We start from the raw sequence: 26,283 nt of genomic DNA on the forward strand, positions 1-26,283 counted from the left end.
TCGGAAATATCTGATTTTTAAATCAATCACAAAATAATCGGATATTTTTTTCTAATTAATCAATTATAGTTAAATAAATTCACTAGTCCCGAATCCCTAATTAACCAATCTCCATTCCCAAATTAACTAATCCCCAATTCACCAATCCCGGTTCTCAAATCATGATTCCCGTTTTATTCCAATTTTATTCGGGAACTTACCCAAAATTTATTCAGGGATTAAAGCTAGACCTGGGCTCTTATCATGTTAGATACTGAAACAAGTTCAGCATGACGAATTAATTTAAAATCATCTTAAACTAACAAAAAACCAATCTCGAATCACTAATTAACGAATTCCCAATTAACTATTCTCAATTCCCGATTTTACAACTTCTTATCACATCTATCTCCCAGCACTCCCTTCACATCATACACAACGGTATTTCCGTTTTTCAACTGATCAAGGTTCATTTCTAAAAATTCTTTATGCGCCACAGCTAAAACGACGGCATCATATTTTTCGCCCGGTATTTCTTTTACAGTTGTGAGTCCGTATTCGTGCTTAACCTCTTCCGGATTCGCAAGTGGATCATAAATGGTCACGTTAGTCCCGTACTCCTTGAGATTCTTTATCACATCTACCACTTTAGTATTTCTAACATCGGGGCAATTCTCTTTAAAGGTAATACCCAGCACCAGGATATTAGCTCCTTTTACTTTTTGGTCATTCTGCAGCATAAGCTTTACAACTTCAGAAGCTACATATTGCCCCATAGAATCATTCATTCTTCTTCCCGCAAGGATAATTTCCGGATGATAGCCAATTTCCTGGGCTTTTTGAGCCAAATAATAAGGATCTACTCCAATACAGTGACCGCCAACCAATCCGGGTTTAAAAGGAAGGAAATTCCATTTTGTGCCAGCTGCTTCCAAAACTGCCTGTGTATCGATATCCATCATATTGAATATCTTGGCCAATTCGTTTACAAAAGCAATATTGATATCCCTTTGTGAATTTTCTATCACCTTAGCGGCTTCAGCCACTTTAATAGTGGGTGCCAAATGCGTACCGGCAGTAATCACTTCAGCATAAAGTTCATTAACTTTTTTTCCAATCTCTGAAGTAGAACCGGCGGTAACTTTTAAAATTTTATCTACGGTATGCTCTTTATCTCCCGGGTTAATTCTCTCGGGTGAATACCCAACAAAAAAGTCTTCGTTGAATTTAAGTCCGCTATGTTTTTCAAGCACCGGCACACATTCATCTTCTGTTACACCCGGGTATACCGTAGATTCATAGATTACCACGTCTCCCCTTTGCAGTACTCTCGCAACGGTTTCGCTACTTTTATACAGCGGAGTAAGGTCTGGCCTATTGTTTTTATCTACCGGGGTGGGCACCGTAATGATATAATAGTTGCAATCTGCTATATCCTCAAGATCCGCCGAGCAGTATAAACCATTTCCATTTTCTAAATCTTCCTTTTGAACCAAAGCCGATTGTAATACATCATCCTCCACCTCTAAAGTTGAATCGCGCCCAGTCATTAATTCTTCAATTCTAGACTGATTTATATCAAATCCTATTACCGGATATTTAGTAGCAAAAAGTCTTGCCAGGGGTAACCCAACATAACCAAGGCCTATAACGGCTATTTTTCTATTTCCCATTATTTAAATTTAAATTTAATTTTGCAAAGATAAAGTTCTATTTAAACTCCTCCTTAAATCTTCGTTAAAGCTTCAAATATAATTTTTGTTTTTTCAAAACGAATAACTCTTTCATATCAGAAAAAGGTTTGTTAGAGATAACCTTTAAACCTTCTAAAAAATAGGGAGGCAAATTGTTTAAATAAGAATAGCCTATTTTTTCTTTTAATGGATTATCGTAATTATTCAAAAAATAAAGATATCTTTCTTTCCCATAAACAAAGACTGTACTATTTTTCGGAAAGCACTTCTGCAGTGAATTTGCAATTAGCAGCTGGTGATTGTATTCTCCTTTATATCTGATAACCCTCAAAAACAACAAACTACTTATTAGTAATGCACCCACAGAAATTACAAGAAATGCCCTTTTCCTATATGCATCTTCCCAATTATAAGCCAGCAGCAAAAAGATATAAGGGAAGGTATTGATAAAATAATGTTGAAAGCTCTGGATAGAGGTAGGTATTAAATTTACAAAAACTCCAATTACAAAAACAGTATTTAAATGCGATTTATACTTTTTCCTAATTATAAAAAAACATAGTAGAATAAGAACTATAAAAACTTTACCTCCTAAAAACCAGGCCTTCAAAGATGGAACCCCTTTTACAACATACCTAATATATTCAGATCCGCTTAATTGTTGAACTAAGTTCATAATTGCTACTTCTTGAAAGCCCACAAAATATATTAAGAATAAAGCAAGCGGAATAAGCCCCCCAACACTTAAATACAGAGCTTTTAGAAATGACTTATCCTTTTCTAAAAAAAGAAAAACATAGAAAGGAATAAAATTTAAAATACCATATTGCTTGCAAAAAAAAACTTAAGGCTAGAAATATACCGGTTAAAATAAATTTTTCTTGAAAGAGTAAAAAAAATGCAATAAAAACAAACAGTATTGAATATACTTCAAGGTTAATATAATTTCCATCAGAACTTAAAACACTAATAATTAAAAGTAATGCTAGAGATGAAGCTGTTAGACTCGATAATTTAAATGTTTTAAGAATGCTAAAGTAATAGACCAAAGCACTTAATACAATTATCAAAATTTGAAAAATCAAAAAATTTTTATAAACATCTCCTCCAAAAAATTCAAAAATAAATGTATTTAAATACATCATAATAGGAGTATAAGAAAGATAAATGTCCTTATATGGGATATCTCCATTAGAAATATCCCTAGCCACCGAAAGATAATAAGGGGCATCTGCACTTATATAAGAATAATGTACTGATAGAAATACTCCTAAAATAAGGATGAAAATCAAAAAAAACAAAAGAAGCCTATTATCTATTGTCATCATTATTTACTAATAGACTTTCTAGTTCATATTTGGCATGACGCTGCACGTACTCTAATTCCTCTTCTCTCATCCCTGCATAAATAGGCATTCTCACTATTCTGCCGGCAAAATTTTCGGTCTGCTCTAAATCCTCCGGCTTATAACCTAATTTCAACCCCATCTTAGCAGAATGCAAAGGGATATAACCAATATAAGCCGAGATTCCATTCTTTTCCATTCTTTTAAGGAACTCGTCTCTCATACTTCTATTCGGTAAAAGCATCCAAAAACCGTGAGCATTTGGATGCTTATCTTTACTATATACAGGAATCTTTAAATCGTGTTTAAAAGAAAGTTCATTATACCATTCAATATACTTTTCAAGTATATTTTTTCTTTTTTTAGTTATCTCCCCTTCCTGTTCTAATTGCGCTAAAAGCATAGCAGCAAGAACATCGGCCAAGAGATAGCTTGACCCCTTTTCAACCCAGCTATAACGCTCTTGAATTCCCTGTACAACTTTAGTTCTATCGGTTCCTTTCTCCATAATAAAGGACGCTCTTTCCCTTTTTGAAGTGTCATTTACAATTAAAGCACCGCCTTCACCACAATTATAATTTTTGGTATCGTGAAAACTATAACAAGCCAAATGCGCTCTCTTCCCACTAATTTCACCTTTAAACAACGAAGCATAAGATTGCGCACAATCATGCATCACAATTAAGTTATATTTTTCTGCGATAAGCATTATTTCTTCAATATCACAAGGAATCCCGGCATAGTCTATAGGGATAATCATTTTCGTTTTAGACGTAATAAGTGATTCTATTTTATCAACATCAATATTCATATCTTTTGAATTCACTTCACAAAAGATAGGCTTTGCTCCAAAGATCAAGACAGAGTTTGCTGTAGAAGTAAAAGTGTAAGACGGCATAATAACCTCATCACCAGGCTGCAAATCCACCAACAAAGCTCCCATCTCAAGTGCTGAAGTACAAGATGGCGTAAGAAAAATACCTTCCAAATCGTATTTAGCTTTGACTAAAGCTTTAACCCTTTTAGAAAAATCATAATTTCCTGAGAGTTTTCCGGATTTTATAGCTTCTCCCATATAAACTATTTCATTCCCGGTAATATATGGTTTATTGAAAGGAATTTTCATAAATTATCTCTCTTCCATAAATGATAAACATATTGCGAAGGCAATCTTTTTAATCCGTAACGTTCATAAACTACAAGAGCTTTTCTATTAACTTGCTGTGTAGCACCAAAAACTTCTTTGTAACCCCAATCTCTTAGTTTATTTTCAATAGCACGCATCAAAGCAAACGAGATCCCCTTTCCTTCATAGTCAGGGTGTACCGCAAATAAAGAAATATAAGGAGAATTTTGTCTAATATCGATTATAGCAAAGCCAACTATTTTATTATTAATTTTATATACCAAAATAAAATCGGCAATCTCTTTTTTAACAGACCTTTCTATCCATTCAGTGAATAAATCTCTATATTTTACTTTTGGTATATTTCCATCAATATTGAATCGAGTATGTACACCCGCTATTTGAGCTAACTCAATTAATTCCTTTCCAGCTTCTGTTTCCTGATAAAAGGAAATATTTGGATGAATATTAGTTTCCTTATCCAATACTTTTTTCAAAGGAACTTTTATATCTACCAATTTTACTTCGTAAAACGAGTTATCAAAAAGCTTCTCATCTAAAGCTTCATCATTATAATAGTAAATTAACTTAGCTTTACAGTTAAGATGAACCGACTTTAAAAAAGTTTTACTTAAAGTCACATTTTCAATCTTTGAGACCGGAAAACCAAAAAATTCACTATCCCAACTTAAATCTATAATTTTATCATTCATAACCTAAACAAGCTCTTCCTCTATAATAAAAAGCGGACGATTCTTACTTTCAATAAATATTCTGGAAACATAAACACCCATTAAAGACGCATTTAGACTAACAATACTCATCAGGATGATTAAAATAAGCACCAAGGTTTTTGTTTCTACATTAAAAGTCAAAAAATACATACTCAATAGTAAAAATAATATAAAACTCACTACGCCCATTCCTACCAATAAAAATAACCAAATTGGTCTATTAGAGTAATAAATAATAGCATTTAAAGCGCCTTTAATCAAACCGAAATTATTATAATTAGATTTGCCCGAAAGTCGCTTACCATGCACTACATTTATAGCTGTTCTTTTGAAACCTACTACTTTAACAATAATAGGGAAAGGTCTAAAGTTCTCTCTATACTTTAAAACAGCCTGAATAACTTTCTTATGATAAACACCAAAGTTACCAACTCCCTTTTCAAAATTCAGCCCACTAAAAGCCCAAAAACTTCTATAGAATAAAGAAGAAGTTTTTCTCTTGAACCAAGAATCTTTTCTTGCAACTCGTCTCGCTAATACAATATCAAATCCTTCCTTAGATTTATCCATTAGATTGGATATTTCTTCAGGCCTGTCTTGAAGGTCACAATCCATCACAACAATCCATTCACCCATACAACGCTCTAAACCTGCTGTAATCGCATTATGCTGACCAAAATTCCTACTCAACTTTAAAGCTTTCACATAAGTTTCTTCTTGAACTAATTTAGATACAATAGGCCAAGTCTCATCAGTACTACCATCATCAACCAAAATAAGCTCAAAACTATGTTCTTTTAAAGATTGAAAACTTTTCTTAATTCGAAAATTAAGTTCTATTAAAAGCTTTTCTGCCTGAAAAAGAGGAATTACAATCGATATTAAGTTGTCATTTTTCAATTGAAAACACTATAAATTCTCCCAATACCAAGCAACCGCTTCTTTTAACCCCTCATCAATTCGATGACTAGGCTTATAACCCAATAACCTTTTCGCTTTATCGACTGAAGCCAAAGAATGCGGAATATCACCCGCCCTATTTGGGCCATGCTTAACTTCAACATCCGCAATTTTAGGATCAAATTCAGAAAGATATTTTTTGAGCAGTTGTGTAAGTTCCACCAAATTAGTTCTATCGCCAACAGCAGTGTTATACACCTGGTTTACAGCCTCTTTGTTCTCGGAAGTAATGGCGCGTAAATTCATTTGAATTACATTATCGATATAGGTAAAATCACGAGAATAAGTGCCATCGCCATTAATAATCGGGCTTTCATGCTTCATAAATTGCATCACGAACTTTGGAATTACGGCAGCATAAGCTCCATTTGGATCCTGCTTTCTTCCAAAAACATTGAAATATCTTAAACCGATAGTATCTAATTTATAGGCATCCTGAAAAATATCGGCATATAACTCGTTTACATATTTAGTGATTGCATATGGTGAAAGTGGTTTTCCTATTTTATCTTCCACTTTAGGAAGTTTTTCAGAATCTCCATAAGTAGAAGAACTTGCTGCGTATACAAACCTTTTTACCCCGGCATCTCGCGCTGCTACCAACATATTTAAAAAGCCAGATATATTCACTTCGTTGCTGGTAATAGGATCAGCCAGAGAACGTGGCACAGAACCTAAAGCCGCCTGGTGCAATACATAATCTACATCCTTGCAAGCCTCATGGCAAGTTTCCAAATCGCGAATATCTCCTTCAATTAATTCAAAACTCTTATGATCTTTAAGCTTCTCTAAATTATGCTTATGGCCGGTAGCAAAGTTATCTAAACAAACTACTTTGGTCTTTAAATCTATTAAGGTCTCACATAAATTGGATCCAATAAACCCGGCCCCTCCGGTGACAAGTATTCTTTTGTTTTCTAATTTCCCCTGAAATTCAGTCATTTAAGAATTTTAGTTTAACTTTTAATCAGCGGCAAAGATAGAATTTCTTTATGAGCCTATTGCTAAATAAACCTTAAAGCTTTAAAAACGTTAAGAATTATTTGAAAGACGGTTTTGATATAGACGATAGGCAGTAGATTGTAAACGGTATTTTGGAGCAGTAGGCAATAGGCTTTAAGCTCTAAGCAGTAGGCTTTAGGCTTAAGGCCTACTGTTTAGAGCTTAATTAAACTACCATTCCCGCGGCTAAGGTTTCATTGGTATTTTCATCTATTAGGATGATACTTCCGGTGTTTCGGTTATCGCGGTAGGCATCCAGCATTAATCTACGGGTAGTACGTATTTTAACTCTTGCAATGTCATTCATGCCTAAATCACCATCTTCACTATCGCGTTCAAACGTATTGATGTCCATTTTATACACAACTTCCTTTATCATCGCCCGCTCTTCATTAGAGGTATGTTTAATGGTATATTTTGCCCGGGGTTTTGCAGGGGCGTTATTCAGCCAACACAACATTACATCAAACTCCTGCTCCAATTCAGGCTGATTGTTCTTTCTTACAATCATATTGCCACGACTAATATCAATATCATCTTCAAGGGTCATAGAAATACTCATAGGCGCATAAGCTTCTTCTACTTCCTTTTCGCCGGTATTTATAGATTTTATTCGAGACTGAAAGCCCGATGGCAATACGGCCACTTCATCTCCTACCCGGTAAATACCACTGGCAATCCTACCGGCATACCCCCTATAGTCACGATGTTCGTCACTCTGCGGCCTAAGCACAGTCTGTACCGGGAAACGAGCATCTATTTTATTAATATCACTGCTAATATGTAAATTCTCCAATGTACTAAGCAAGGTCCCGTTGGGGTACCAGGACATGTTTTCAGACCGGTTTACCACATTATCCCCTTTTAAGGCGCTTATTGGGATAAACCGAACATCTTTCATAAGAAGCTTAGAGGAAAATTCCTCGAACTGTGCAATAATATTGTTATACACTTCTTCAGAATAATCTACTAAATCCATTTTATTAACGCATACAATTAAATGCGGAATATTAAGCAAGGAAGCTATAAAAGAGTGACGCTTTGTTTGCTCTATTACCCCGTGACGGGCATCGATTAAAATTACCGCAGCATTGGCGGTAGATGCGCCGGTCACCATATTACGCGTATATTCAATATGACCAGGGGTATCAGCAATAATAAATTTACGTTTGGGAGTGGTAAAATACCGGTAAGCAACATCGATGGTAATCCCCTGCTCCCTTTCATCTTTTAAGCCATCGGTAAACAAGGCAAGGTCTACACCATCATGACCCTTTTTCGCACTGGTTTTACTCACCGAATCCAACTGATCTTCAAAAATTGACTTCGAGTCGAATAAAAGCCTGCCTATCAAAGTACTTTTTCCATCATCTACACTCCCGGCAGTGGTAAATCTTAGTAGTTGGTTATTATCTATTCTCATTTTTTTATTTTTATTTTAGGCCAATTTTTATTTTGGCTCAGACTATTTCACTGATTTTAGCGGATTACACTAATTAATAAATCTCTTCCATTTTAAGCTCTCCTGACCGAAATTAATCAACAACCCCAATTTTTTGTTGGTCGCTTTTAAATAGTTTATCGTTTGGCTCTCCATATTTTTATTTAAAAAAGAGACTGCTTTTATTTCAATAATAATTTGATCAAAACAGAAGAAGTCAGCAATAAAATATTTTTTCAAAGCCTCTCCGTCATACATTAAATTCAACTTCATCTGTCTTTTAAACGGAATATTTTGTACTACAAATTCTTTTTCCAATGCCTCCTGATAAACCGATTCCAAAAAGCCTGACCCCAAAACTCTATGAACTTTCATACAGGCACCTATTATTTTATAGGTTTCCTCTTCATATAACAACTCTTTTACCTCATCCATATCAGTGAAATCCTTTTTTGTTAAATCCGTGAAATCAAAAATACCCCTGCTTCTTCCTATCTTCCATAGCGGTTTCACTACGTTTATCATCCGATCTATCTCCTCTTTCGGTTTTACGCATAGCCGAAACTTCCAGGGCTATCTTATCAAGCGTATCGGCATCAGATTCTATACCACCGGTAATGGTAATATCGCCAAGGGTCCTAAACCTGATCTTCTTTTTTTCTATCTGTTCACCTTCTTCAAGTTTCAAGTATTCAGAAACCGGGATCCAGGAATTACTGCGGAAGACCACCTCACGCTCATGCGCAAAATATAAGGAAGGAATACTAATATTTTCCCTTTTAATATAATTCCAAACATCCATTTCAGTCCAGTTACTAATTGGAAACGCCCTAAAGTGTTCGCCTTCAAAATGTTTTCCATTGAGCAGGTTCCATAACTCCGGACGCTGGTTTTTAGGGTCCCATTGCCCAAAATCGTCGCGATGGCTAAAGAACCGTTCTTTAGCACGGGCCTTCTCTTCATCCCTTCTTCCGCCTCCAATGGCACAATCTATCTTATTCTCTTCTATAGCATCCAGCAGCGTGGTGATTTGCAAAGCGTTTCGCGTGGCATTCTTCCCTCTTTCTTCGGCTACACGTCCCTGGTCTATAGATTCCTGAACAGAGCCCACTATTAATTTAACGCCTAGTTTCTCAACTAAATCATTGCGAAATTGAATGGTCTCAGGGAAATTATGCCCGGTATCAACATGCATCAGGGCAAAAGGAATTTTACTGGGGTAAAAGGCCTTTTTTGCCAAATGCGTCACTAAAATAGAATCTTTCCCTCCCGAAAAAAGGATGACAGGATTCTCAAATTGCGCCCAAACTTCACGCAAAATATAGATCGCTTCCGATTCTAATTCGTCTAAATAGTTTAAATAATATTTACTCATGTTACTTTATTTCAAGTTTCTTTTGAAGCAGTTTAAAAATTCTATGGGTAGCTTCCTCTAAACTTTCTTTTTCTGTATTTATCTCGATATCCGGATTCACAGGATTTTCATAAGGCGCATCAATGCCCGTAAAATTTTTAATCTCCCCTGCACGGGCTTTTTTATACAAACCTTTTACATCACGACGTTCACATTCCTCCAATGATGTATTTACAAAGACCTCTATATAATCCTGTTCTCCAATAATTTCTTTAATTAAATCTCTATTCCTCTGCGTGGGAGCAATAAAAGACGCTAACACCAAAGACCCCGATGCTACCAGTATTTTTGCAACTTCGGCAGCTACTCTAAGGTTTTCTTCCCTATCTTCAGCACTAAAGCCCAGGCTTTTATTTACTCCTTTTCGCAGGCTATCCCCATCTAGCACAAAACTTCTAATTTGCTGCTCATAAAGTAGTTTCTCCAACCTATTGGCAAGTGAAGATTTTCCCGAACCCGATAAGCCTGTAAACCAAACTACAAACGAAGCGTGATTATTCAGGTTATTGCGTTGTTCTTTCCCCACAGAAAAATTAAATGTTCTAATATTCTCCATATTATCTTTTCTAAACTTTCAACAGAGAAAATCACCCGATTTCGCCGCCGATTTTATACTAAATATCTTGTGAAGATAATACATACACATATCCATAACAATTTCCAAAGAACCAGTATTACTTAATTAATTTTTCAGGTCAGATTAGAGACAACAAATGAATTATTCAATAGTTTTTCCCGATTATAAATCATTTCCAATTCGGTTTTCTTATCTATAACCGCTAAGCCCACCGCTTTACAAATAGCGTGACCTGCGGCGGTATCCCATTCCATAGTAGGACCTAGCCTGGGGTATACATCGATAAGTCCTTCTGCCAGAAGGCAAAATTTAAGTGAACTTCCCTTTGGAATAACTTTTACCTCCTGCTCGTATTCTTCTTTAATCCCTTCAATAAAATCTAGCGTCTCCTGATTAATATGTGACCTGCTTCCCGCCACGCTTATTGTATTTTGAGTAACACCCGGAGCTATTTCCACGGCATTTTTCAAAAAACCGTCAATTTCAAATTTATCTTTTACTATAGACTTAAAGGACTTTTGTGCTTTTACATCACCAAAATAAAGTTCCTTGCTCACCGGAATATAAATCACTCCAAAAACCGGTTTATTATTTTCTATAAGCGCAATATTTACGGTAAACTCTCCACTTTTTTTGATAAATTCTTTGGTCCCATCTAAGGGATCTACAATCCAGCAGAAGTCCCATTCTTTCCTTTCTGAATAATCAACTTGCTCATTTTCTTCGCTAATAATTGGTATCCCCGTAGTTTTTAAGGCATCTATAATAATCCTATTCGCCTTTTTATCGGCACGCGTTACAGGTGAGTGATCTTCTTTTTCCTTCACCTGAAAATCGCCGGCCTTATAAATTTGTAATATTTCTATACCTGCCTCTACAGAAGCCTGAATGGCCAACAAGTAATCCTGCTCTATTTTATAGTCTGATTTATTTTGCATGCACTTAATTTTTGATGAGATAGCGATCCCGGGCAAAGATAATATTTCCTATTAGTCTATCGAATTAATAGGGTTTAAATATTTGAGTTTTAAGAAAATTAAGGAAATTGAGCTTTTTGAAAAGAAATATCACAAATTTAAATATCTGAATATCATTATTTTACAAATCAAACAAAACTAGAGAGAAGTTTAAAATAAACATAATAAATTTGGTCCCAATTTTATTCAAAAATCGAGATTTATCCCGGTGGTTTTGGAAACTTCGAAGCTTAGCTCGAGCTTATTTACTTAATAAGTTAATCTTGAAGGATATAAGGATCAAGTTTTTTAAGACAATAAACTCAATAAATATTGCCCATATTCGCTTTTCTCCAGCCCAACGGCAAGCTTATGAAAGCTTTTTTTATTAATATATCCTTTACGGAAAGCAATTTCTTCAGGGCAAGCTATTTTAAGACCCTGCCTTTTCTCTATGGTTTGTACAAAGTTTGAAGCTTCCAACATAGAATCGGGTGTACCCGTATCCAACCAGGCATATCCACGCCCCATAATTTCTACTTTTAATTCTTTTCGGTTTAAATACTCCTGGTTAATACTGGTAATCTCCAATTCACCACGTTGGCTCGGTTTGCATTCTTTTGCAATATCAACAACCGAATTCGGATAGAAATAAAGTCCGGTAACTGCAAAATTACTTTTCGGCCTTTTTGGTTTTTCCTCTATGCTTAAGGCATTTCCATTTGAATCAAAATCTACCACTCCGTAGCGTTGGGGCTCATTTACGTAATACCCAAACACCGTGGCCTGACCATTATCTTTGCAGGTTTTAACCGCATGCTCCAGCAGCGTACTAAAACCCTGCCCATAGAATATGTTATCTCCCAATACCAGGCATACATCCTGATTATCCATAAATTCTTCACCAATTATAAAAGCTTCAGCCAGCCCATTAGGTTGTGCTTGCTCTGCATAAGACAACTCGAGTCCCCAATCTTTTCCATCACCCAATAATTTCTGAAAGTTTGGAAGATCTTCAGGAGTAGCGATAATAAGAACTTCCCTTATCCCTGCCAGCATTAAAACAGAAAGCGGGTAATAGATCATGGGTTTATCATAAACCGAGAGTAATTGTTTTGAAACACTTTTGGTAAGAGGATACAAACGTGATCCTGTACCACCAGCCAGAATAATTCCTTTCATATTTTCCAATTAACACAAATTATTTCGAATTTACAGGAATTTATTCAGCATATTGATCTTTATAATAGTTTTTATAGCTTCCACTAGTCACATTCTCTAACCACTCCTGGTTATTCAAATACCAATCTACTGTTTTCTTTAAACCTTCCTTAAAAGTAACAGAAGGTTTCCAACCGAGTTCTTTATTAATTTTTGTTGCATCTATCGCATAGCGTTTATCATGGCCGGGGCGATCTTTTATAAAAGTGATAAGCATTTCAGATTCACCCTCACTCCTATTCAACTTCTCATCCATAATGCTACAAAGAAGTTTAACAAGATCAATATTCTGCCATTCATTAAAACCACCAATATTATAAGTAGATTTGTTTATTCCTTTGTGAAATAGCAGGTCTATGGCTTTGGCATGGTCTAACACATACAACCAATCCCGGGTATATCTTCCGTCCCCATAAACTGGAAGATTCCTATTTTTAATAATATTATGGATAAAAAGTGGAATTAATTTTTCGGGAAACTGGTTAGGACCATAATTATTGGAACAATTAGAAATTATATAAGGTAAATTATAAGTTTCGCCATAAGCCCTTACAAAATGATCTGAGGCTGCTTTAGAAGCAGCATAGGGTGAATTAGGGGCATAAGCTGTAGTTTCGGTAAACAAACCGGTTTTTCCCAGTGTCCCGTACACTTCGTCTGTACTAATATGGTAGAAAAGTTTATCCTTAAAATCTCCCTGCCAGGTTTCTAAGGCCGCTTGCATTAAATTAAGCGTACCGGTGATATTGGTGTCTACAAAAATACCAGGGTTGGTGATAGAACGATCTACATGAGATTCGGCAGCAAGATGAATTACCCTATCAAACCGATATTTTTGAAATAAAGCTTTTATGGCCTCAGCATCGGTAATATCAGCCTTTAAAAAATGATAATTTGGAGCCTCCTCAATATCCTTAATATTTTCAAGGTTTCCTGCATAGGTTAATGCATCTAGGTTGAAAATCTGATAATTTGGATACCTATTTACAAAAAGCCGGACAACATGAGACCCGATAAACCCGGCACCACCGGTTATTAGAACTTTTTTACTTTCTAATTTCTCTTTATTTACTTTCATTCTGATTGTTCATCGGTAGAAATTCCCAAAAGTAATATTTGGCAATTTAGCTTGTAATATGCCTCTAAACTATAAAAGAAAAAATAAATACCTGCCAAACCCTGTAGTATTCCTTATGAAAGGATAAAGATAAAGTTTTACAATTTGCTTTTATTCTTTGTCTTCCAAGAAATGCTCTCAAAAATCAGTAGATTCCATATGAATTAGCTTGGTGTGTATAGTTTTATTAATGGGCGGTTTTCTATCACTTTTATTTTCTATTCTATCTACTAACAATTCAACTGCTTCCCAACCAATTTGTTCAGGGAATTGTTCAACATAACTAATAGACGGCGTTAAAAACCGGGCTACTTCTTTATTAATAAACCCTATTACTTTTAAGTCTTCGGGAATCTTGATGTTATTTTCATAGGCCATTCTATACACCAACATGGTACTATCAAAATCAGAGCAGAGTATGGCTTCCACCTTATCTTCTACTAAAAGCTTTTTTGTTTTTTCCCGTAAAGTATCTGGTTTAGAAGAGTTGGCGATAAAAAAATCTTCTTTACTTTTTAAGGCATTTCTATAACCGGTAATTCTTAATTTACCAACTCCTAAATGATGAATGGAGGTTGCAATGCCTATTTTCTTAATACCTCTTGCCTGTAGCTTTCGGGTTGCATCCTCAAAACTATTTTCGTCGTCTATTCCAATTTTATCTACGGCAAGATCAAGGTTGGTCCTATCGTAAAGTACCACGGGAATGTCATAATCTACCAAATTGAAAAGGTGTTCAAATTCTTTTGATCTTTGAGTTTCTTCTGAAAATGCAATTAACACTCCATCTACAAAACCTGAAGTTAGCATTTCTGTAATTTGTTTCTCCCTATCTAAACTCTCATTAGAAATATACGTAATAACCTGAAGGCCGGCTTTTTGAGCCCTGGCTTCTATTCCCGATAACACACTGGCAAAAAAGGTATTTTCGATATTCGGAATAATAACTCCAATGGTCCCACTTTTACTACTCTTTAGATTTACTGCAACCGGGTTTGGCCGGTATTTATGCAATTTAGCAAGCTCTTTAACCCTTTCTACAGTTTTGGGACTAATTTCGGGGCTGTCGTGCAAAGCCTTAGATACAGTAGAAACCGATACATTAAGCAATTTTGCAAGTTCCTTTAAAGTGATTTTGTTTTTCATCTGTTTACTATACAATTTAAGCCTACCAGGATACTCCCGGGTTTATAATCATTCTCTTTATCTATACAAACCAATCAGTTGCATTTATTAAAATTTTAGCAATGAATTATATCTTCTTTAATTTTTTACTAAAACTTAAGGATTTACAAATATCTAATAAATTCACAAAGTAACCTCTTTAGATAACATTAATATTTCTATAAATCTTCAAGCTAAAAATAAAAAGATATACTTAAATTTTTATATTAATGATGCACCCTAAGACAAATCTGGAAATTAAGACACTTCAGCTACAGATTAAAAATATCGGAAAATTTGGAATAATATACTATTCCATCTACATTTTCCCTGATAAAAAAATTTAAATTTTATTAATTTTATAATTAAACATTAATACCTAAAAATGAAAATCCCAACCTCTTATTGGTTTTATATCCTTGCAGCACTTGTAACAATTATAGGTTTAGTAACCGGTTGGTATTTCTTTTTTCTACTTGTTTTTCCTTTGGGGATTTTTAATTTCAGAAATAAAAAAAATAACCGCGATTTTTAGACCGAAAACCTATTTTATATAGAGTTCTTAAAAATCGCTTAAGCCTTTTAGAAATGGGGGTTTTAAAGGAGTTAAACTTATCCTAAACAAGTTTCATTATTTGCATATAAAAGCTTCTCCTTGTAATTTGACATTATTAATCAATCAAATTATTTAAAATGAAAGATTACGGTACATTATCGCAAGCAATAAATAAGTTAAAGCTAGAAGAAGGTTATGAGCATGATTTTAACCTTCTGGATGAAGAAATAGAACTAAAAGCTAAAAAAGAAACCTTTGGGGTTGAAGATTTCGACGTTGATAAAGTTCTTAGGTTTGAAGGAATGAGCAACCCAGATGATAATGCTATTTTATATGCCATTACCACTTCTAAAGGTTATAAAGGGGTATTGGTAGATGGTTATGGAATATCAAGCGGCCAGGTCTCTAAAGAAATGATTAAAAAACTGGACCTTAAGGATAACCGGCCTACGAGTTAAGTTTCGTTAAACTTCTATTAAACCAAATTATAATATTGGTTATATAACAAAACTATCATATTTTTGAATTGAATTTAAAAAAATAATAAACAAAAACTATGAGCTATTTAGGACTAGATAAAGAAAAGACAGGTAAAACAGTAGATGAACTTAATGTTTTACTGGCTGATTATCATTTATATTATCAAAAGTTAAGGAATTTCCATTGGAATGTTATCGGTAAAAATTTCTTTGACTTACACGAGAAATTTGAAGAATTATACGATGATGCTAAGTTGAAAGTTGATGAGATTGCTGAGCGTATCCTTACCCTGAGATATACTCCTGTAAGTAACTTAAGCGATTATTTAAAGTCTTCTAATATTGAAGAATCAAAATCGGATTTAACCGATTATGAGATGATTGAAACCTTATTAAAAGATCACGGAACTTTGTTAAAACAAATGCGTGCTGTGGTTGAAACTGCAGATAAAGCAGGGGATGAAGGAACCATAGATCTTATTGGTGCATATATAAGAGAATTGGAAAAAACCAGCTGGATGTTAGATGCATGGAAAATGAAAACTACAGACTCGCATAAACCCAGTTAAAATTTAATTATTTGGAAGACAAGTTTAATTTAAAAGAATCCCTGAAGGGAATAAGTACAAAATTGGTAAGCTGGTTAGATTCGTTAATATTGAATTTACCAAACTTCCTATTGGCAGTTATTGTTTTTGTATTTTTTATTTTCCTGGCCAAATATACAGGCAGATTACTAAACAAACTGCTAGCTAAAAAAGTTAAACAAGACTCCATAAGACATATAACCGTTAAGGTGAGCAAGGCCATTGTGATCCTTATCGGTTTTTTTATTGCCCTGGGAATTCTGGATCTTAACAAGGTCCTAACCTCTGTACTTGCCGGTGCCGGTGTGGTAGGACTTGCTATTGGACTTGCCCTACAGGGCACTTTAAACAACACTTTTTCTGGAATTATTTTAAGTTTTCTCCCCGAACTTCAAATTGGAGATTGGGTAGAAACAAACTCATATGCGGGAGAAGTTACAGAGATTAACTTACGAAATATCGTAGTAAAACAATCAGATAACAATTATGTAGTTATCCCCAACTCCAAGATTGTGGAAGAACCTTTTAAGAACTTTTCAACTACCAACAGATCCCGGGTTATGTTGAATTGTGGCGTAGGATATTCTTCTGATCTGGAAAAAGTAAAAGAAATAACTATTGAAACTATTTCTAAACATTTTCCTTCTCGTGGAAACGAGCAGGTAGAATTCATGTTTACCGAATTTGGTGATAGTTCTATAAATTTTGTGGTTCGATTCTGGACCGATGTTACCAAAAACAGGGACATCTTAGTTGCTAAAGACATAGCAATTATAGAAATTAAAAAGACCTTTGATAAGAATGGCATCAATATTCCATTCCCTATTCGCACCATAGACTTTTCTAATACGTTAAATCTACAAAAACCAGAGTAACTCTAATTTTCCTGATTATCAAACCATCAATCAGTTTAAAGTTTATTGCATTTCAGTTGTATGCGAGAACTGCTTTTAAAATATCATTTATATACTACTTTTCTTAAAAATTGAAAGTTCACCATCCTACAATTAAAGCATTTTTTTTAAATCAAATTTAGAGGTGTTTCTTATTATAGTAGCCTCTAAAAACTACTAAAAGTCAAGAGTCTCAAAAATTCTGGAGTGGAAGAAAAAACCAATTTATTACCTTAAGAAAAGTCTCAGAGTTTTAAATTTCCATTATCGCGTAAAATCACCCCAGGCCTAACCAAAAGACATTCTCAATTGAGCTTAAAAGCAAGTTTCTGACCACTATGTATTTACTAACAAAAAACAGGCAGATTACCCAAATTCATAATATAAAAAAGCTCCCAGTAACATTTCCCGGGAGCTTTTCAAAAGATGTATTTATTATTACTTTTTAAAACTTAAATCCAAATCCAAAAGAGAACCTATACCCCTCACTCCCCTTGAACAAGCTAAAAGTTCCGTTTACGGCTTCAGCACTGTTTACCCAAAGGCCTACACCATAACTATCATGCCATTTATTACTATCTTCGAAATCGTTCCAAACGCGTCCTAAATCATAACCGGTAAAAACTCCTATTTGCAATGGCAGGAACCTGGTTGTAAATTGATCAAAACCATATCTTATATCGGCACCGGTAGCAAAAGCACTTTTACCTGTAAAGCGTTGAATACGATAACCTCTTAGTCCTGTATCGCCACCTAATTGTGCAGCCTGATAAAACTCATAATCATTTCCCATATTTAAATGAGCCTGTACATGGGTTTTTAAAACAAGTTTTCTATTTCTGGTAAGTGCATTATAGAAGCCCCAGTAAGGTTTAAAATAGCCATAGGTTTGTGAAGTTTCAGCCGTGTTCATTTGTCCGCCAAGATTTAGTTCAAACTTCATTCCCCTACTGGGATTTAAGGTATTATCGTAACTTTCGTAACGGTAAAGGGCATCTAAACCGGCAAAATACTTTCTATTAAAAAAGTCGGGGTCGGCACTTGTAAAATTTTCAGTAATAAATCTACCTTCTGTAGCTTCTACTTTATTACCCTCAAAACTTGCCATATACCTAAACATGCTTCCAAATGGAGTTTTGTTTTCAAAACCTGCTTTTACACCAAAGCGGCTAATTTTTACACGGTTATAATCAAAATCAAGTGACTCGTCAAAATTTGGGGTTTCATTCCCATAACCAAAAAAGTTACTGGCATAATTTGGGCTGGCGTAATTAGCCCCAAGTTTAAGATTGTAATTACCGAGTATTAGGGCAAACTCACCTTCGTAATAAAGATCAAATCCGTTCGTCGCAAAATAGTAACCTCCCCCAAAAGTATGTTGGGTAGTAAATGGGTTTCTCTTGAATGCATTTTTTGTGGTAACCATCTCAAGACCAAGCTTAAAACCATCGTCTGGGTTAAATCCAAAAGCCGGTACTACTGCCCCACTGGTAAAGATCTTTTTATCTTTATCATATGTATTTATCTCGTAGTTATCCCTAAACCTAAATTTGGCATTTCCGGCTTCTTTTACAGTATTAGGTTTGGTTTTGTGATCGTAGATTTTAATTTTATTTCCATTCTTTATAGTATAAACGTCATTGTTTTGACCACCTATTATCCTGGTAAAAATATAATTATCTCCTTCTCCATCCACTAAAATTTTATCATCATCATCTAGCGCATACAACCAAATTTCTTTAGTTTCATTTTTATCGTACACTTTTTCGCTTACTACCTCAGCCCTTTCACCATCCTTATTTCGACTAATTTTAACTTTGGTTTTACCGCCTTTCATTCGGGTAATATCAACAAAATCGTCTTTATCGGTTCCGGTAATAATTGCAAGATCTGCGAAATGATCGTAATATCTCATAGCGATATCAACAATGTTATCCCTTCTTGCTTTTACCTTTTCAATTAATTCTTTTGTAGTCTCATCATAGGTTTCGGAAGGAAGTTTTCTAAAGGCTTCTTCAATTACCTCATCGGTCATATTCTCTTTAATGAATTCCGCTTGTTCCTGCCAGGTTTCTTTGCCCACATTTTGCAGCAAAGAACGATCTAAACCGGTAGCTGAAACATTAAACCACTCTACATTATTAATATCTTCGCCATAAACGGCAAACTGCGAGGCAAATCCGGTTAAGGCTCTTAGGGTTCCAAAAAAGGCCCCGTCGAAATTTGAAAAAACCTGGTCCCTATCCCTGGGGATTGGCTTGAAGACCCTATTGCCTTCTTCATCTTCAATTTCAGCCCATCGCCATTGGTCCTGGTGCCTGTCCCAGTCACCTATGAGCATATCAAATATCCTGGCCCTAACATAAGCAGGCTCATCTAAAGAATATTTTTCGTCCCTACGCAGCCTGTCGAACATTCCGGCTGTACTTTGAATATCGTGATTGGGAGAACCAAAACTTTCTTTTCCCAACCAGTGTTCTTCAGGCCTTTCCTCTATCATATAAATAGCGTCGCCATGTTCTTCATTATACTTTCCTAATTTTGGCTGTTTCGGTAAATAATACAATTCTGGATTGGTATGATAAACCCCAATGGCATCTGCCATAGTTGGTATAGCTAAAAATGCATAAGGATGGGCAGCTGTATAAAAATCGGATATAATATCTTCGGCTACCGTATTCTCTAATTGAGTTTCTATAGGAGTATCCTTAAAAGCTACGGTTTGTAAAAACTGAACCGCCTTCTTTTTAATTCTTCGAATATTATACTCCCTATCCAAACTGTCTTTCAACCTTATTGATATGGTTTGATGGCCACCTCCAGCACGCATTGGTGTTAAGCCTCCATAAAGTGTATCCAGATCAGCTATTTTTACATTAATATCGGTACCATATAACTCACGATATCTTTGTCCCCAAACAGTTCTGTGTACTGTCCCTTTTTCGGTATCATCTTTTGGATATACTGACGTTGTAATTGATTCTTCAAATTCTTTTGGAAAGTCTGAAATATCGTATTCTTTAGGTGCCGCAAAAATTTCTTTTTGGTACAATAATTTAGCTTTATTGTTTTCGTTCCCATAGAAGCTTGCCCAGGAAGAGCCGTCTTTAAATACGTCGTAAACTACAAAACCCTGTTCAGGATATGCAAAAAGCCCATCGTTACTCAAGGTTGCGTAGGTAGCTTTTGACGCAGACCCGGTAACAATTTGATTTATTTTACCATGCTCAATATATTGTAAAGAGTGCTCATGACCACTTACAAAGAGCAAACGGTCTGAATTTTGTCCTAAGGTTTCAAGACGTTTTACCAAAGATTTATAACGTTCGTTTTGGGCATCCTGAATAGAAACACCTCCGGTAGTTCTTATCAAAGTGGCTAAAGATCCTAGAATTGGTATTGGTATTTTCTTTTGTGAAGGATATATATGCCTGTTAAAATTATACTGCCCACCATGCACCCCATTGGTAAACAAAGGGTGGTGTATTGCTACAATTATTGTTTTATTCTGACTCTTCTTAAGTTCTGTTTCGACCTCAAGAAACATGGCTTCTCTGGTTTTTATCTCGGCACAATCATCGTTAATGGTGGGATTCTTGTCCCAGTCTTCAAGATACCATTGAGAATCTATTACAATTAAGGTTATCTCATCACCTACATCCATAATCTCAAGTCCACAGCCTGTTTTTGGGCTCCAAATAACATTGTCGCCCAGTTTTTCTTTTAGGTAGGCTTCCTGCCTTTCTAGACCTGCAATACGCTCGCTATACCAATCATGGTTTCCGGGAATAAATAGAACATTTCCATCGTAGCCTTCAATGGCATCCAGTTGAGCATCAATTTTATACTCGGCTTCCTCCCTTTCCGGAGAGTCTTTTTTGGGCATTCCGTCGGGATAAATATTATCACCCAAAAAGATGGTAAAGTTATCGGTTTGCTTTACAGAGTCCAGATAACTTTTAAAAGCTATAAGTCCTTTAGAGCTTCCTCCCGTGGGGGAGTAGCCCCCATCTCCCAATAGGTAAAAGGATTTTTCTATCTCTTTATTACTCGGATATCCAAAATTAGATTTTGGTTCGCCTTTGCGATATTTTGGATCTGAGGACACACAAGAATAAATCACTAACAAGGCCATTAGTGATAGAAAGAAGTTAGTTTTTTTCATAAAGGTTATTCAACATTTTTTGTATTTTGGCTAAACAAAAACCAGCTAAACTATATGAATAATCTCATTGAGAAAGCAGATGATTTTGTTTTAAACCTTTTTAAGGAAAAATTACCGAACACGTTTATATACCATAACTACAGGCATACCCAACGTGTGGTTAAAAGTACTAAAGAATTAATTGCCAATTCCGAAATTAATGTTAAACAAGAGGAAGCCCTGTTGCTTGCCGCCTGGTTACATGATACAGGTTACACACGTACTTTTAAGGGACATGAGGAAGAAAGTGTTGCTATTGCCACAGATTTTCTTAAACAAAATAATGCCACTCCAGAACTTATTGAAGAAGTTGTAAGCAATATAAGGGCAACAAAGATTGATTATATTCCGGAGAGTATTTCCGAGAAAATAATAAAAGATGCCGACTCATCTCATTTCGCTAAAAATTATTTTAACGAAACCAGTGAACTTTTAAGGCAGGAATTAGAACTCCACAACATTAAAAACTTTACCACAGGGGAATGGATACAGGAAAATATAAGAATGTTTACCGAAGAACATCAATTTTATACTGATTATGCTATAGAAGAATGGGGGCCTGCTAAAGAAGAAAATCTGCTTGAATTAATTGAGAATAAAAACAAACAGCAAAAAAAGCTAACTAAAGAGGAAGCGAAAGCCCGAATGAAGGCACGCTATAAAAATGACAATCCCGAAAGAAGTATTCAAACCCTGTTTAGGGTTACGCTAAGAAACCATATTAAGCTAAGTGATATTGCCGATACAAAAGCAAATATTCTTCTATCGGTAAATGCTATTATTATTTCTTTGGCCCTGGCCAATATGATCCCAAAATTAGATGCTGCCAGTAATAAGCATTTATTGATCCCAACCCTTATTCTTATTTTATTTAGCGTGGCTTCCATTATTCTTTCGGTATTATCTACCCGGCCGCAAGTTACCAGTGGAGAGTTTACCAAAGAACAGGTAAAAAACAGGGAGGTAAACCTTTTATTCTTTGGTAATAGCCATAAAATGCCGTTTGAACAATTTAAATGGGGAATGAAAGAAATCATAAAAGATAAAGACTATGTATATGAATCTTTAATGCTGGACCTTCATCTACTCGGTAAAGTATTGCACAGAAAATATAAGATTTTAAGAATTACCTACACCGTATTTATGATAGGAATTATAATCTCGGTAATTGCTTTTGTTGGCGCCTTTTATCTAATGTAATTCTTCCATTAAATTCTCATAAGTAATAGTTCTGTCGGGTTCATTGCTGTTTGGAGTATATAAAACTTCTACCCTCATTGCTTTGAGCCCAACCACTCCCTGTACATCTTCAAGGTCTAACAGTTCTACCTCTTCCCCCAGGTAGTTCTTGGTTTGCAGATATTTAATATACCTTAAATACTCCTTTTCATCTGAACGCTGGCTATAAACTATGGCTATTTTACCTTTTTGAGTAACACGCTCTTCGGTGCCTTTTATGAAGGATTTATCAATACGTTTTTTAATGATCTCGTAACGCGCATTATAAGTTCCATCTACATCAAATTTCTTTTCGTCCATTCGATATCGAATAGACATCGTAGAGTTATAGACTAAAATCAAGGAAGCTGCATCTAATTTAATAGGGGTGTTTTGTTGTAATTGATAAAAACGGTTTTCCATTTCGCACATGGTGCTTAACTGCCAAAGACGTAAATTGTATAAGTAAACCTTATTAAAAGGCCTATCCCTTACCATAGAGGCACCAATGTAGATATTATGGTCTACCCCATCGGTTTTATAGCGTTCAAAATAATGCGGATAAATTTTTTGAGCATCAATTTGCTTTCTGTCTAAGAAGCGGGACATGGTGCGGTTTATTTGTTGTACCGTTTTATCATAGTTTTTTCTATGATTATAAATAATTCCAGTTTCAGGATTCAATTTATTTTGATATTCCTCTACCAGTTTCTTTAATTCGGAAGATTGATTTCGCAAATGGCTCATTATAGGATTAACTTCCTTTTGCAACAAATTAAATACCTTTTGTTCACTAGAAGCATTTAGACTGTTTTCCAGGTCTTCCATAAAATCTGAAATCCTGAACTTTACCTGCTCGTAAATAGGCAGTTTCTCTAAACTGTAAGCCTTATCAATTATGGATTGAATCTCTTTTAATTGATGGAGCAAATCTTTTTGAATGGCCTCATTTCTAGCTTCAGAAGAAGCTACCACATCAATTTGCCCGTATAGCGGATATATATCCTTAAAAACAATATCTTTAAATGAAGCCAGGCCATCATCGTCATAGTCTCTAATATACTTCTTGGCCTCTTTTTCAAAAACCCATAAAACACTGGGATGTATAGAAGTACACTCGCTTTGTATAACAGCTTTCACCCTGTTTTCAAAATCACTACGATTTCTATCTACAGCGGTAGCTATATAAGGTAAAATTTCATCTAACTTAATGGTATTAATACTATTAAGCTGATTTTTCTTCGTTGCCACTAATTCCAAAATCCCTAATAAACGATTGTTTTTTACTACCGGGGCCAGGATACAGCTTTTTACATCACTTTCTTTTAGACGTTTGGAAAGTATATTATTTTTAGTCTTTTTGGCATATTCTTCAACATTGGCAATACTAAAAAAACTAAACTCTTTAAAAATATTATTAAAACCTTCTTCACATACTCCTTCCCTACATTCGCTTATCAATTCATCATTAAGAATATAACTATTTGCATCTTTATATTCCATTTTTTCAAAAACCTCATCTTGCGGATTATATACGGTAAACCCAACTCTTAGATCGGGGATTTTATAGATAGATCTAAATATTTCTTCCAGCTTTAAAAGCTCATCCTGTTCTGATGATTTCTCAAAAAGCAAAGCTGTTTTTAATTCAGATATCGCGTCGTCCATAGTAACATCTGTAAGATTTACAATGGTAAAACCTTTAAAGATCCAACTTTGGGGCGGAAATTTTTCTTTCCACAGATCTATATCCTCTACATTTTGTAAGAGCTCATCTACATCTTCATCGGTTATTTTCCTGGCTTGCTCTTTGGGAAAAATATCTATAAAATCGCCGTTTAAAGCAATACGAAAACGTCTATTAATGCCTTGCTCATCTGGAATATCAAAATATAACGGTCTGGAATAATCTATCTCGTAACCGTAATAATCGTTAAGAATATTAATACATTCCTGCACATAAATACTTTTATTGTCCAGGTTTCTTATCTTTAATTCGAAACCATCAGGAGCCGATTCCATGATCTTTTTTAAACGTTTCGACCTGTTAAATAAAAAATTCTGAAAAGGAACAGACGCTGCTTTTATCTCGTTATTGGTAAGCACACTGGGAAAAAGATCATCAAGGAGAACCCTTACCGGTTCTTTGTATTTCTTAAGCTCATTAAAATCTTTTATTCCATTGGTTAAAGCAGGAAAAGATTTTACATGTTCTAAAATGCTTTTAATATAATTTCGGGCAACTTCATTTTCTTCGTACTCTAATTGCTTCTTATATTGTTCCACTACTTTATGGAAACTAATCTGAATCTCAAAAGGCAATTCTTCTTTCTGCTTTGTCATAAATAGGTAATATCATTTAAAATTACATATTCCTTCAGGCTTACAAATTCCCATTGTTGAAATTAACAATTTTTTATAAAATTACGAATGGATTGCAACACTAGATGTTTATTTTTGTCTTAAACAAAAATAATTCTATGCGTAAAATAATAATGACGTTTGCTATTGCAGCTGCGCTTACTTCCTGCCAGGAAGATAAAGGTTATACAATTTCTGGAGATGCTCCTAAAATGGAAGACGGCAAAACGGTATATGTTTCTGAAATTGATGAAAACACCAACCGCCCTATACGGGTAGACTCTACTACTATTAAAGACGGAAGTTTTAAACTGGACCTACAGGATCCCGAAAGTCCTAATCTAAGTTTTCTTGAGTTTGAAGGAACCCAGGGAAATGTGATTTTTATTTCTGAAAATGAGGAAATAAAATTTAAAATTTACAAAGACAGTTTGCGTTCATCTGAAATAAGCGGAGGGAAAGAAAACAAACTCTTACAAGAGTATTTAGCACACTTAAAACAAGTGAACGAAAAGGTGATGCAAGGGCGTAGCGAAATGCAATCTGCTTTTCAACAAAAAGACAGTACTAAACTTACAAGTCTTCAGGAAAACGAAAAAGAGCTTATAGATAACGATAAGGTTTTCAAAAAGAAAATGGTTCAGGAAAATCCAGGTTCTTTTGTTTCAATCATGGTAATAAGCGATATGCTTAGAATGAAATCCTACCCTGTGAACGAAATTCAGGATATGTTTGCTAAACTTTCTGAAGAAGTACAAAATACAGCTATAGGAAAACAAATTTCTAAAAATCTAAAAGAAGCTAACAAAGTTGCTATAGGAAGTAAAGCACCTAATTTTACGGCCCCAACGCCAGAAGGAGATGAGATTGCTTTAAAAGATGTTATGGGAAAAGTTACCGTAATAGATTTTTGGGCAGCCTGGTGTAAGCCTTGTCGTGTAGAAAATCCTAACCTGGTAAAAACCTATAATAAATATAAAGACGATGGCTTAAGCATAATTGGTGTCTCTTTAGATCGTCCCGGGCAAAAAGATCGTTGGGTTAAAGCTATTAAAGATGATGGTTTACCCTGGCACCAGGTTTCTAACCTACAGTTTTGGCAAGATCCGGTTGCTCAACTTTACGGGATTAAAGCTATTCCTGCCGCTTTTGTATTAAATGAAGAAGGTACTATTGTAGCACGTGATCTTAGAGGCGAAGATTTAGATAAAAAAATTGGAGAATTACTTAATAAGAATTAATTTATTCTAACTA

22 protein-coding genes are annotated in these 26,283 nt (G+C 35.0%); 5 read left to right on the plus strand and 17 right to left on the minus strand.

From position 1 onward, the window contains the following. Positions 1 to 365: 365 nt before the first annotated feature. From GUB10_RS02725 to GUB10_RS02795, 15 genes are all read right to left on the minus strand, one after another. Entirely contained in the window at positions 366 to 1,652 is a 1,287-nt protein-coding gene (locus tag GUB10_RS02725) for a nucleotide sugar dehydrogenase (RefSeq protein WP_193709906.1), read from the minus strand. Positions 1,653 to 1,716: 64 nt separating this feature from the next. Then, the gene (locus tag GUB10_RS02730) at positions 1,717 to 2,349 is read right to left on the minus strand and encodes a hypothetical protein (protein WP_193709907.1); all 633 of its coding nucleotides are present in this window, start codon (positions 2,347 to 2,349) and stop codon (positions 1,717 to 1,719) included. A gap of 94 nt (positions 2,350 to 2,443) precedes the next feature. Further along, complete coding sequence (locus GUB10_RS02735; protein WP_193709908.1) at positions 2,444 to 3,001, minus strand: hypothetical protein; 558 nt, start codon at positions 2,999 to 3,001, stop codon at positions 2,444 to 2,446. Beyond that, positions 2,985 to 4,145 (minus strand): dTDP-4-amino-4,6-dideoxygalactose transaminase, encoded by a 1,161-nt coding sequence (gene rffA / locus GUB10_RS02740; protein WP_193709909.1) that lies wholly within the window; start codon positions 4,143 to 4,145, stop codon positions 2,985 to 2,987. Before rffA ends, GUB10_RS02735 begins: the two co-directional genes overlap by 17 nt. Continuing rightward, positions 4,142 to 4,858: a GNAT family N-acetyltransferase gene (locus GUB10_RS02745; RefSeq protein ID WP_193709910.1), complete on the minus strand. Its 717-nt coding sequence runs from the start codon at positions 4,856 to 4,858 to the stop codon at positions 4,142 to 4,144. Before GUB10_RS02745 ends, rffA begins: the two co-directional genes overlap by 4 nt. Positions 4,859 to 4,861: 3 nt before the next feature. Beyond that, positions 4,862 to 5,779: a glycosyltransferase family 2 protein gene (locus GUB10_RS02750; protein ID WP_193709911.1), complete on the minus strand. Its 918-nt coding sequence runs from the start codon at positions 5,777 to 5,779 to the stop codon at positions 4,862 to 4,864. Positions 5,780 to 5,788: 9 nt separating this feature from the next. Further along, entirely contained in the window at positions 5,789 to 6,781 is a 993-nt protein-coding gene (locus tag GUB10_RS02755) for an SDR family oxidoreductase (protein ID WP_193709912.1), read from the minus strand. Positions 6,782 to 7,007: 226 nt separating this feature from the next. Beyond that, positions 7,008 to 8,264 (minus strand): sulfate adenylyltransferase subunit 1, encoded by a 1,257-nt coding sequence (locus tag GUB10_RS02760; protein WP_193709913.1) that lies wholly within the window; start codon positions 8,262 to 8,264, stop codon positions 7,008 to 7,010. 69 nt (positions 8,265 to 8,333) lie between these two features. Next, positions 8,334 to 8,717: a GxxExxY protein gene (locus tag GUB10_RS02765; RefSeq protein WP_193709914.1), complete on the minus strand. Its 384-nt coding sequence runs from the start codon at positions 8,715 to 8,717 to the stop codon at positions 8,334 to 8,336. A 34-nt stretch (positions 8,718 to 8,751) separates the two neighbouring features. Further along, positions 8,752 to 9,657: a sulfate adenylyltransferase subunit CysD gene (gene cysD / locus GUB10_RS02770; protein ID WP_193709915.1), complete on the minus strand. Its 906-nt coding sequence runs from the start codon at positions 9,655 to 9,657 to the stop codon at positions 8,752 to 8,754. Between the two features lies 1 nt (position 9,658). Next, positions 9,659 to 10,252: an adenylyl-sulfate kinase gene (gene cysC, locus GUB10_RS02775; RefSeq protein WP_193709916.1), complete on the minus strand. Its 594-nt coding sequence runs from the start codon at positions 10,250 to 10,252 to the stop codon at positions 9,659 to 9,661. A gap of 134 nt (positions 10,253 to 10,386) precedes the next feature. Then, positions 10,387 to 11,211 (minus strand): 3'(2'),5'-bisphosphate nucleotidase CysQ, encoded by an 825-nt coding sequence (cysQ, locus tag GUB10_RS02780; RefSeq protein WP_227740284.1) that lies wholly within the window; start codon positions 11,209 to 11,211, stop codon positions 10,387 to 10,389. Positions 11,212 to 11,538: 327 nt separating this feature from the next. Beyond that, a complete protein-coding gene (rfbA, locus tag GUB10_RS02785) occupies positions 11,539 to 12,411 on the minus strand; it encodes a glucose-1-phosphate thymidylyltransferase RfbA (RefSeq protein WP_193709917.1) in 873 nt (290 codons plus the stop codon). Positions 12,412 to 12,451: 40 nt separating this feature from the next. After that, positions 12,452 to 13,528, minus strand: a complete 1,077-nt coding sequence (gene rfbB / locus GUB10_RS02790; RefSeq protein WP_193709918.1) for a dTDP-glucose 4,6-dehydratase — start codon at positions 13,526 to 13,528, stop codon at positions 12,452 to 12,454. A 177-nt stretch (positions 13,529 to 13,705) separates the two neighbouring features. Continuing rightward, positions 13,706 to 14,713: a LacI family DNA-binding transcriptional regulator gene (locus GUB10_RS02795; protein WP_193709919.1), complete on the minus strand. Its 1,008-nt coding sequence runs from the start codon at positions 14,711 to 14,713 to the stop codon at positions 13,706 to 13,708. A gap of 711 nt (positions 14,714 to 15,424) precedes the next feature. On the opposite strand from GUB10_RS02795, the gene GUB10_RS02800 reads away from it, so the two are divergent. The 3 genes from GUB10_RS02800 to GUB10_RS02810 all read left to right on the plus strand — a co-directional run bounded on the left by GUB10_RS02800 (position 15,425) and on the right by GUB10_RS02810 (position 17,228). Next, positions 15,425 to 15,745, plus strand: coding sequence for a phosphoribosylpyrophosphate synthetase (locus GUB10_RS02800; RefSeq protein ID WP_193709920.1), 321 nt, complete (start codon positions 15,425 to 15,427; stop codon positions 15,743 to 15,745). 98 nt (positions 15,746 to 15,843) lie between these two features. Beyond that, entirely contained in the window at positions 15,844 to 16,335 is a 492-nt protein-coding gene (locus GUB10_RS02805; RefSeq protein ID WP_193709921.1) for a Dps family protein, read from the plus strand. Positions 16,336 to 16,346: 11 nt separating this feature from the next. Then, complete coding sequence (locus GUB10_RS02810; RefSeq protein WP_193709922.1) at positions 16,347 to 17,228, plus strand: mechanosensitive ion channel family protein; 882 nt, start codon at positions 16,347 to 16,349, stop codon at positions 17,226 to 17,228. 463 nt (positions 17,229 to 17,691) lie between these two features. On the opposite strand, the gene GUB10_RS02815 is transcribed toward GUB10_RS02810, so the two are convergent. Beyond that, the gene (locus GUB10_RS02815; protein WP_193709923.1) at positions 17,692 to 21,411 is read right to left on the minus strand and encodes a metallophosphoesterase; all 3,720 of its coding nucleotides are present in this window, start codon (positions 21,409 to 21,411) and stop codon (positions 17,692 to 17,694) included. A 54-nt stretch (positions 21,412 to 21,465) separates the two neighbouring features. On the opposite strand from GUB10_RS02815, the gene GUB10_RS02820 reads away from it, so the two are divergent. Next, on the plus strand, positions 21,466 to 22,650 hold the full coding sequence (locus GUB10_RS02820; protein WP_193709924.1) for a Pycsar system effector family protein: 1,185 nt from the start codon (positions 21,466 to 21,468) through the stop codon (positions 22,648 to 22,650). On the opposite strand, the gene GUB10_RS02825 is transcribed toward GUB10_RS02820, so the two are convergent. Next, entirely contained in the window at positions 22,642 to 25,011 is a 2,370-nt protein-coding gene (locus GUB10_RS02825; protein ID WP_193709925.1) for a GAF domain-containing protein, read from the minus strand. The genes GUB10_RS02820 and GUB10_RS02825 overlap by 9 nt on opposite strands. A gap of 137 nt (positions 25,012 to 25,148) precedes the next feature. On the opposite strand from GUB10_RS02825, the gene GUB10_RS02830 reads away from it, so the two are divergent. Next, positions 25,149 to 26,270, plus strand: coding sequence for a TlpA disulfide reductase family protein (locus tag GUB10_RS02830; protein ID WP_193709926.1), 1,122 nt, complete (start codon positions 25,149 to 25,151; stop codon positions 26,268 to 26,270). Positions 26,271 to 26,283: the final 13 nt, after the last annotated feature.

The sequence above is a fragment of the Salegentibacter sp. BLCTC genome (assembly GCF_015143665.1).
Classification (GTDB): domain Bacteria; phylum Bacteroidota; class Bacteroidia; order Flavobacteriales; family Flavobacteriaceae; genus Salegentibacter; species Salegentibacter maritimus.

What these genes read in the sequence shown, in the direction of transcription:
- GUB10_RS02760 (WP_193709913.1), bottom strand. Translation starts at nt 8,264, where the DNA reads ATGAGAATAGATAATAACCAACTACTAAGATTTACCACTGCCGGGAGT.
- GUB10_RS02730 (WP_193709907.1), bottom strand. Translation starts at nt 2,349, where the DNA reads ATGAACTTAGTTCAACAATTAAGCGGATCTGAATATATTAGGTATGTT.
- rfbB (WP_193709918.1), bottom strand. Translation starts at nt 13,528, where the DNA reads ATGAAAGTAAATAAAGAGAAATTAGAAAGTAAAAAAGTTCTAATAACC.
- cysQ (WP_227740284.1), bottom strand. Translation starts at nt 11,211, where the DNA reads ATGCAAAATAAATCAGACTATAAAATAGAGCAGGATTACTTGTTGGCC.
- GUB10_RS02805 (WP_193709921.1), top strand. Translation starts at nt 15,844, where the DNA reads ATGAGCTATTTAGGACTAGATAAAGAAAAGACAGGTAAAACAGTAGAT.
- GUB10_RS02725 (WP_193709906.1), bottom strand. Translation starts at nt 1,652, where the DNA reads ATGGGAAATAGAAAAATAGCCGTTATAGGCCTTGGTTATGTTGGGTTA.
- GUB10_RS02830 (WP_193709926.1), top strand. Translation starts at nt 25,149, where the DNA reads ATGCGTAAAATAATAATGACGTTTGCTATTGCAGCTGCGCTTACTTCC.
- GUB10_RS02800 (WP_193709920.1), top strand. Translation starts at nt 15,425, where the DNA reads ATGAAAGATTACGGTACATTATCGCAAGCAATAAATAAGTTAAAGCTA.
- GUB10_RS02825 (WP_193709925.1), bottom strand. Translation starts at nt 25,011, where the DNA reads ATGACAAAGCAGAAAGAAGAATTGCCTTTTGAGATTCAGATTAGTTTC.
- GUB10_RS02815 (WP_193709923.1), bottom strand. Translation starts at nt 21,411, where the DNA reads ATGAAAAAAACTAACTTCTTTCTATCACTAATGGCCTTGTTAGTGATT.
- GUB10_RS02795 (WP_193709919.1), bottom strand. Translation starts at nt 14,713, where the DNA reads ATGAAAAACAAAATCACTTTAAAGGAACTTGCAAAATTGCTTAATGTA.
- cysC (WP_193709916.1), bottom strand. Translation starts at nt 10,252, where the DNA reads ATGGAGAATATTAGAACATTTAATTTTTCTGTGGGGAAAGAACAACGC.
- rffA (WP_193709909.1), bottom strand. Translation starts at nt 4,145, where the DNA reads ATGAAAATTCCTTTCAATAAACCATATATTACCGGGAATGAAATAGTT.
- GUB10_RS02755 (WP_193709912.1), bottom strand. Translation starts at nt 6,781, where the DNA reads ATGACTGAATTTCAGGGGAAATTAGAAAACAAAAGAATACTTGTCACC.
- cysD (WP_193709915.1), bottom strand. Translation starts at nt 9,657, where the DNA reads ATGAGTAAATATTATTTAAACTATTTAGACGAATTAGAATCGGAAGCG.
- GUB10_RS02745 (WP_193709910.1), bottom strand. Translation starts at nt 4,858, where the DNA reads ATGAATGATAAAATTATAGATTTAAGTTGGGATAGTGAATTTTTTGGT.
- rfbA (WP_193709917.1), bottom strand. Translation starts at nt 12,411, where the DNA reads ATGAAAGGAATTATTCTGGCTGGTGGTACAGGATCACGTTTGTATCCT.
- GUB10_RS02820 (WP_193709924.1), top strand. Translation starts at nt 21,466, where the DNA reads ATGAATAATCTCATTGAGAAAGCAGATGATTTTGTTTTAAACCTTTTT.
- GUB10_RS02735 (WP_193709908.1), bottom strand. Translation starts at nt 3,001, where the DNA reads ATGATGACAATAGATAATAGGCTTCTTTTGTTTTTTTTGATTTTCATC.
- GUB10_RS02765 (WP_193709914.1), bottom strand. Translation starts at nt 8,717, where the DNA reads ATGGATGAGGTAAAAGAGTTGTTATATGAAGAGGAAACCTATAAAATA.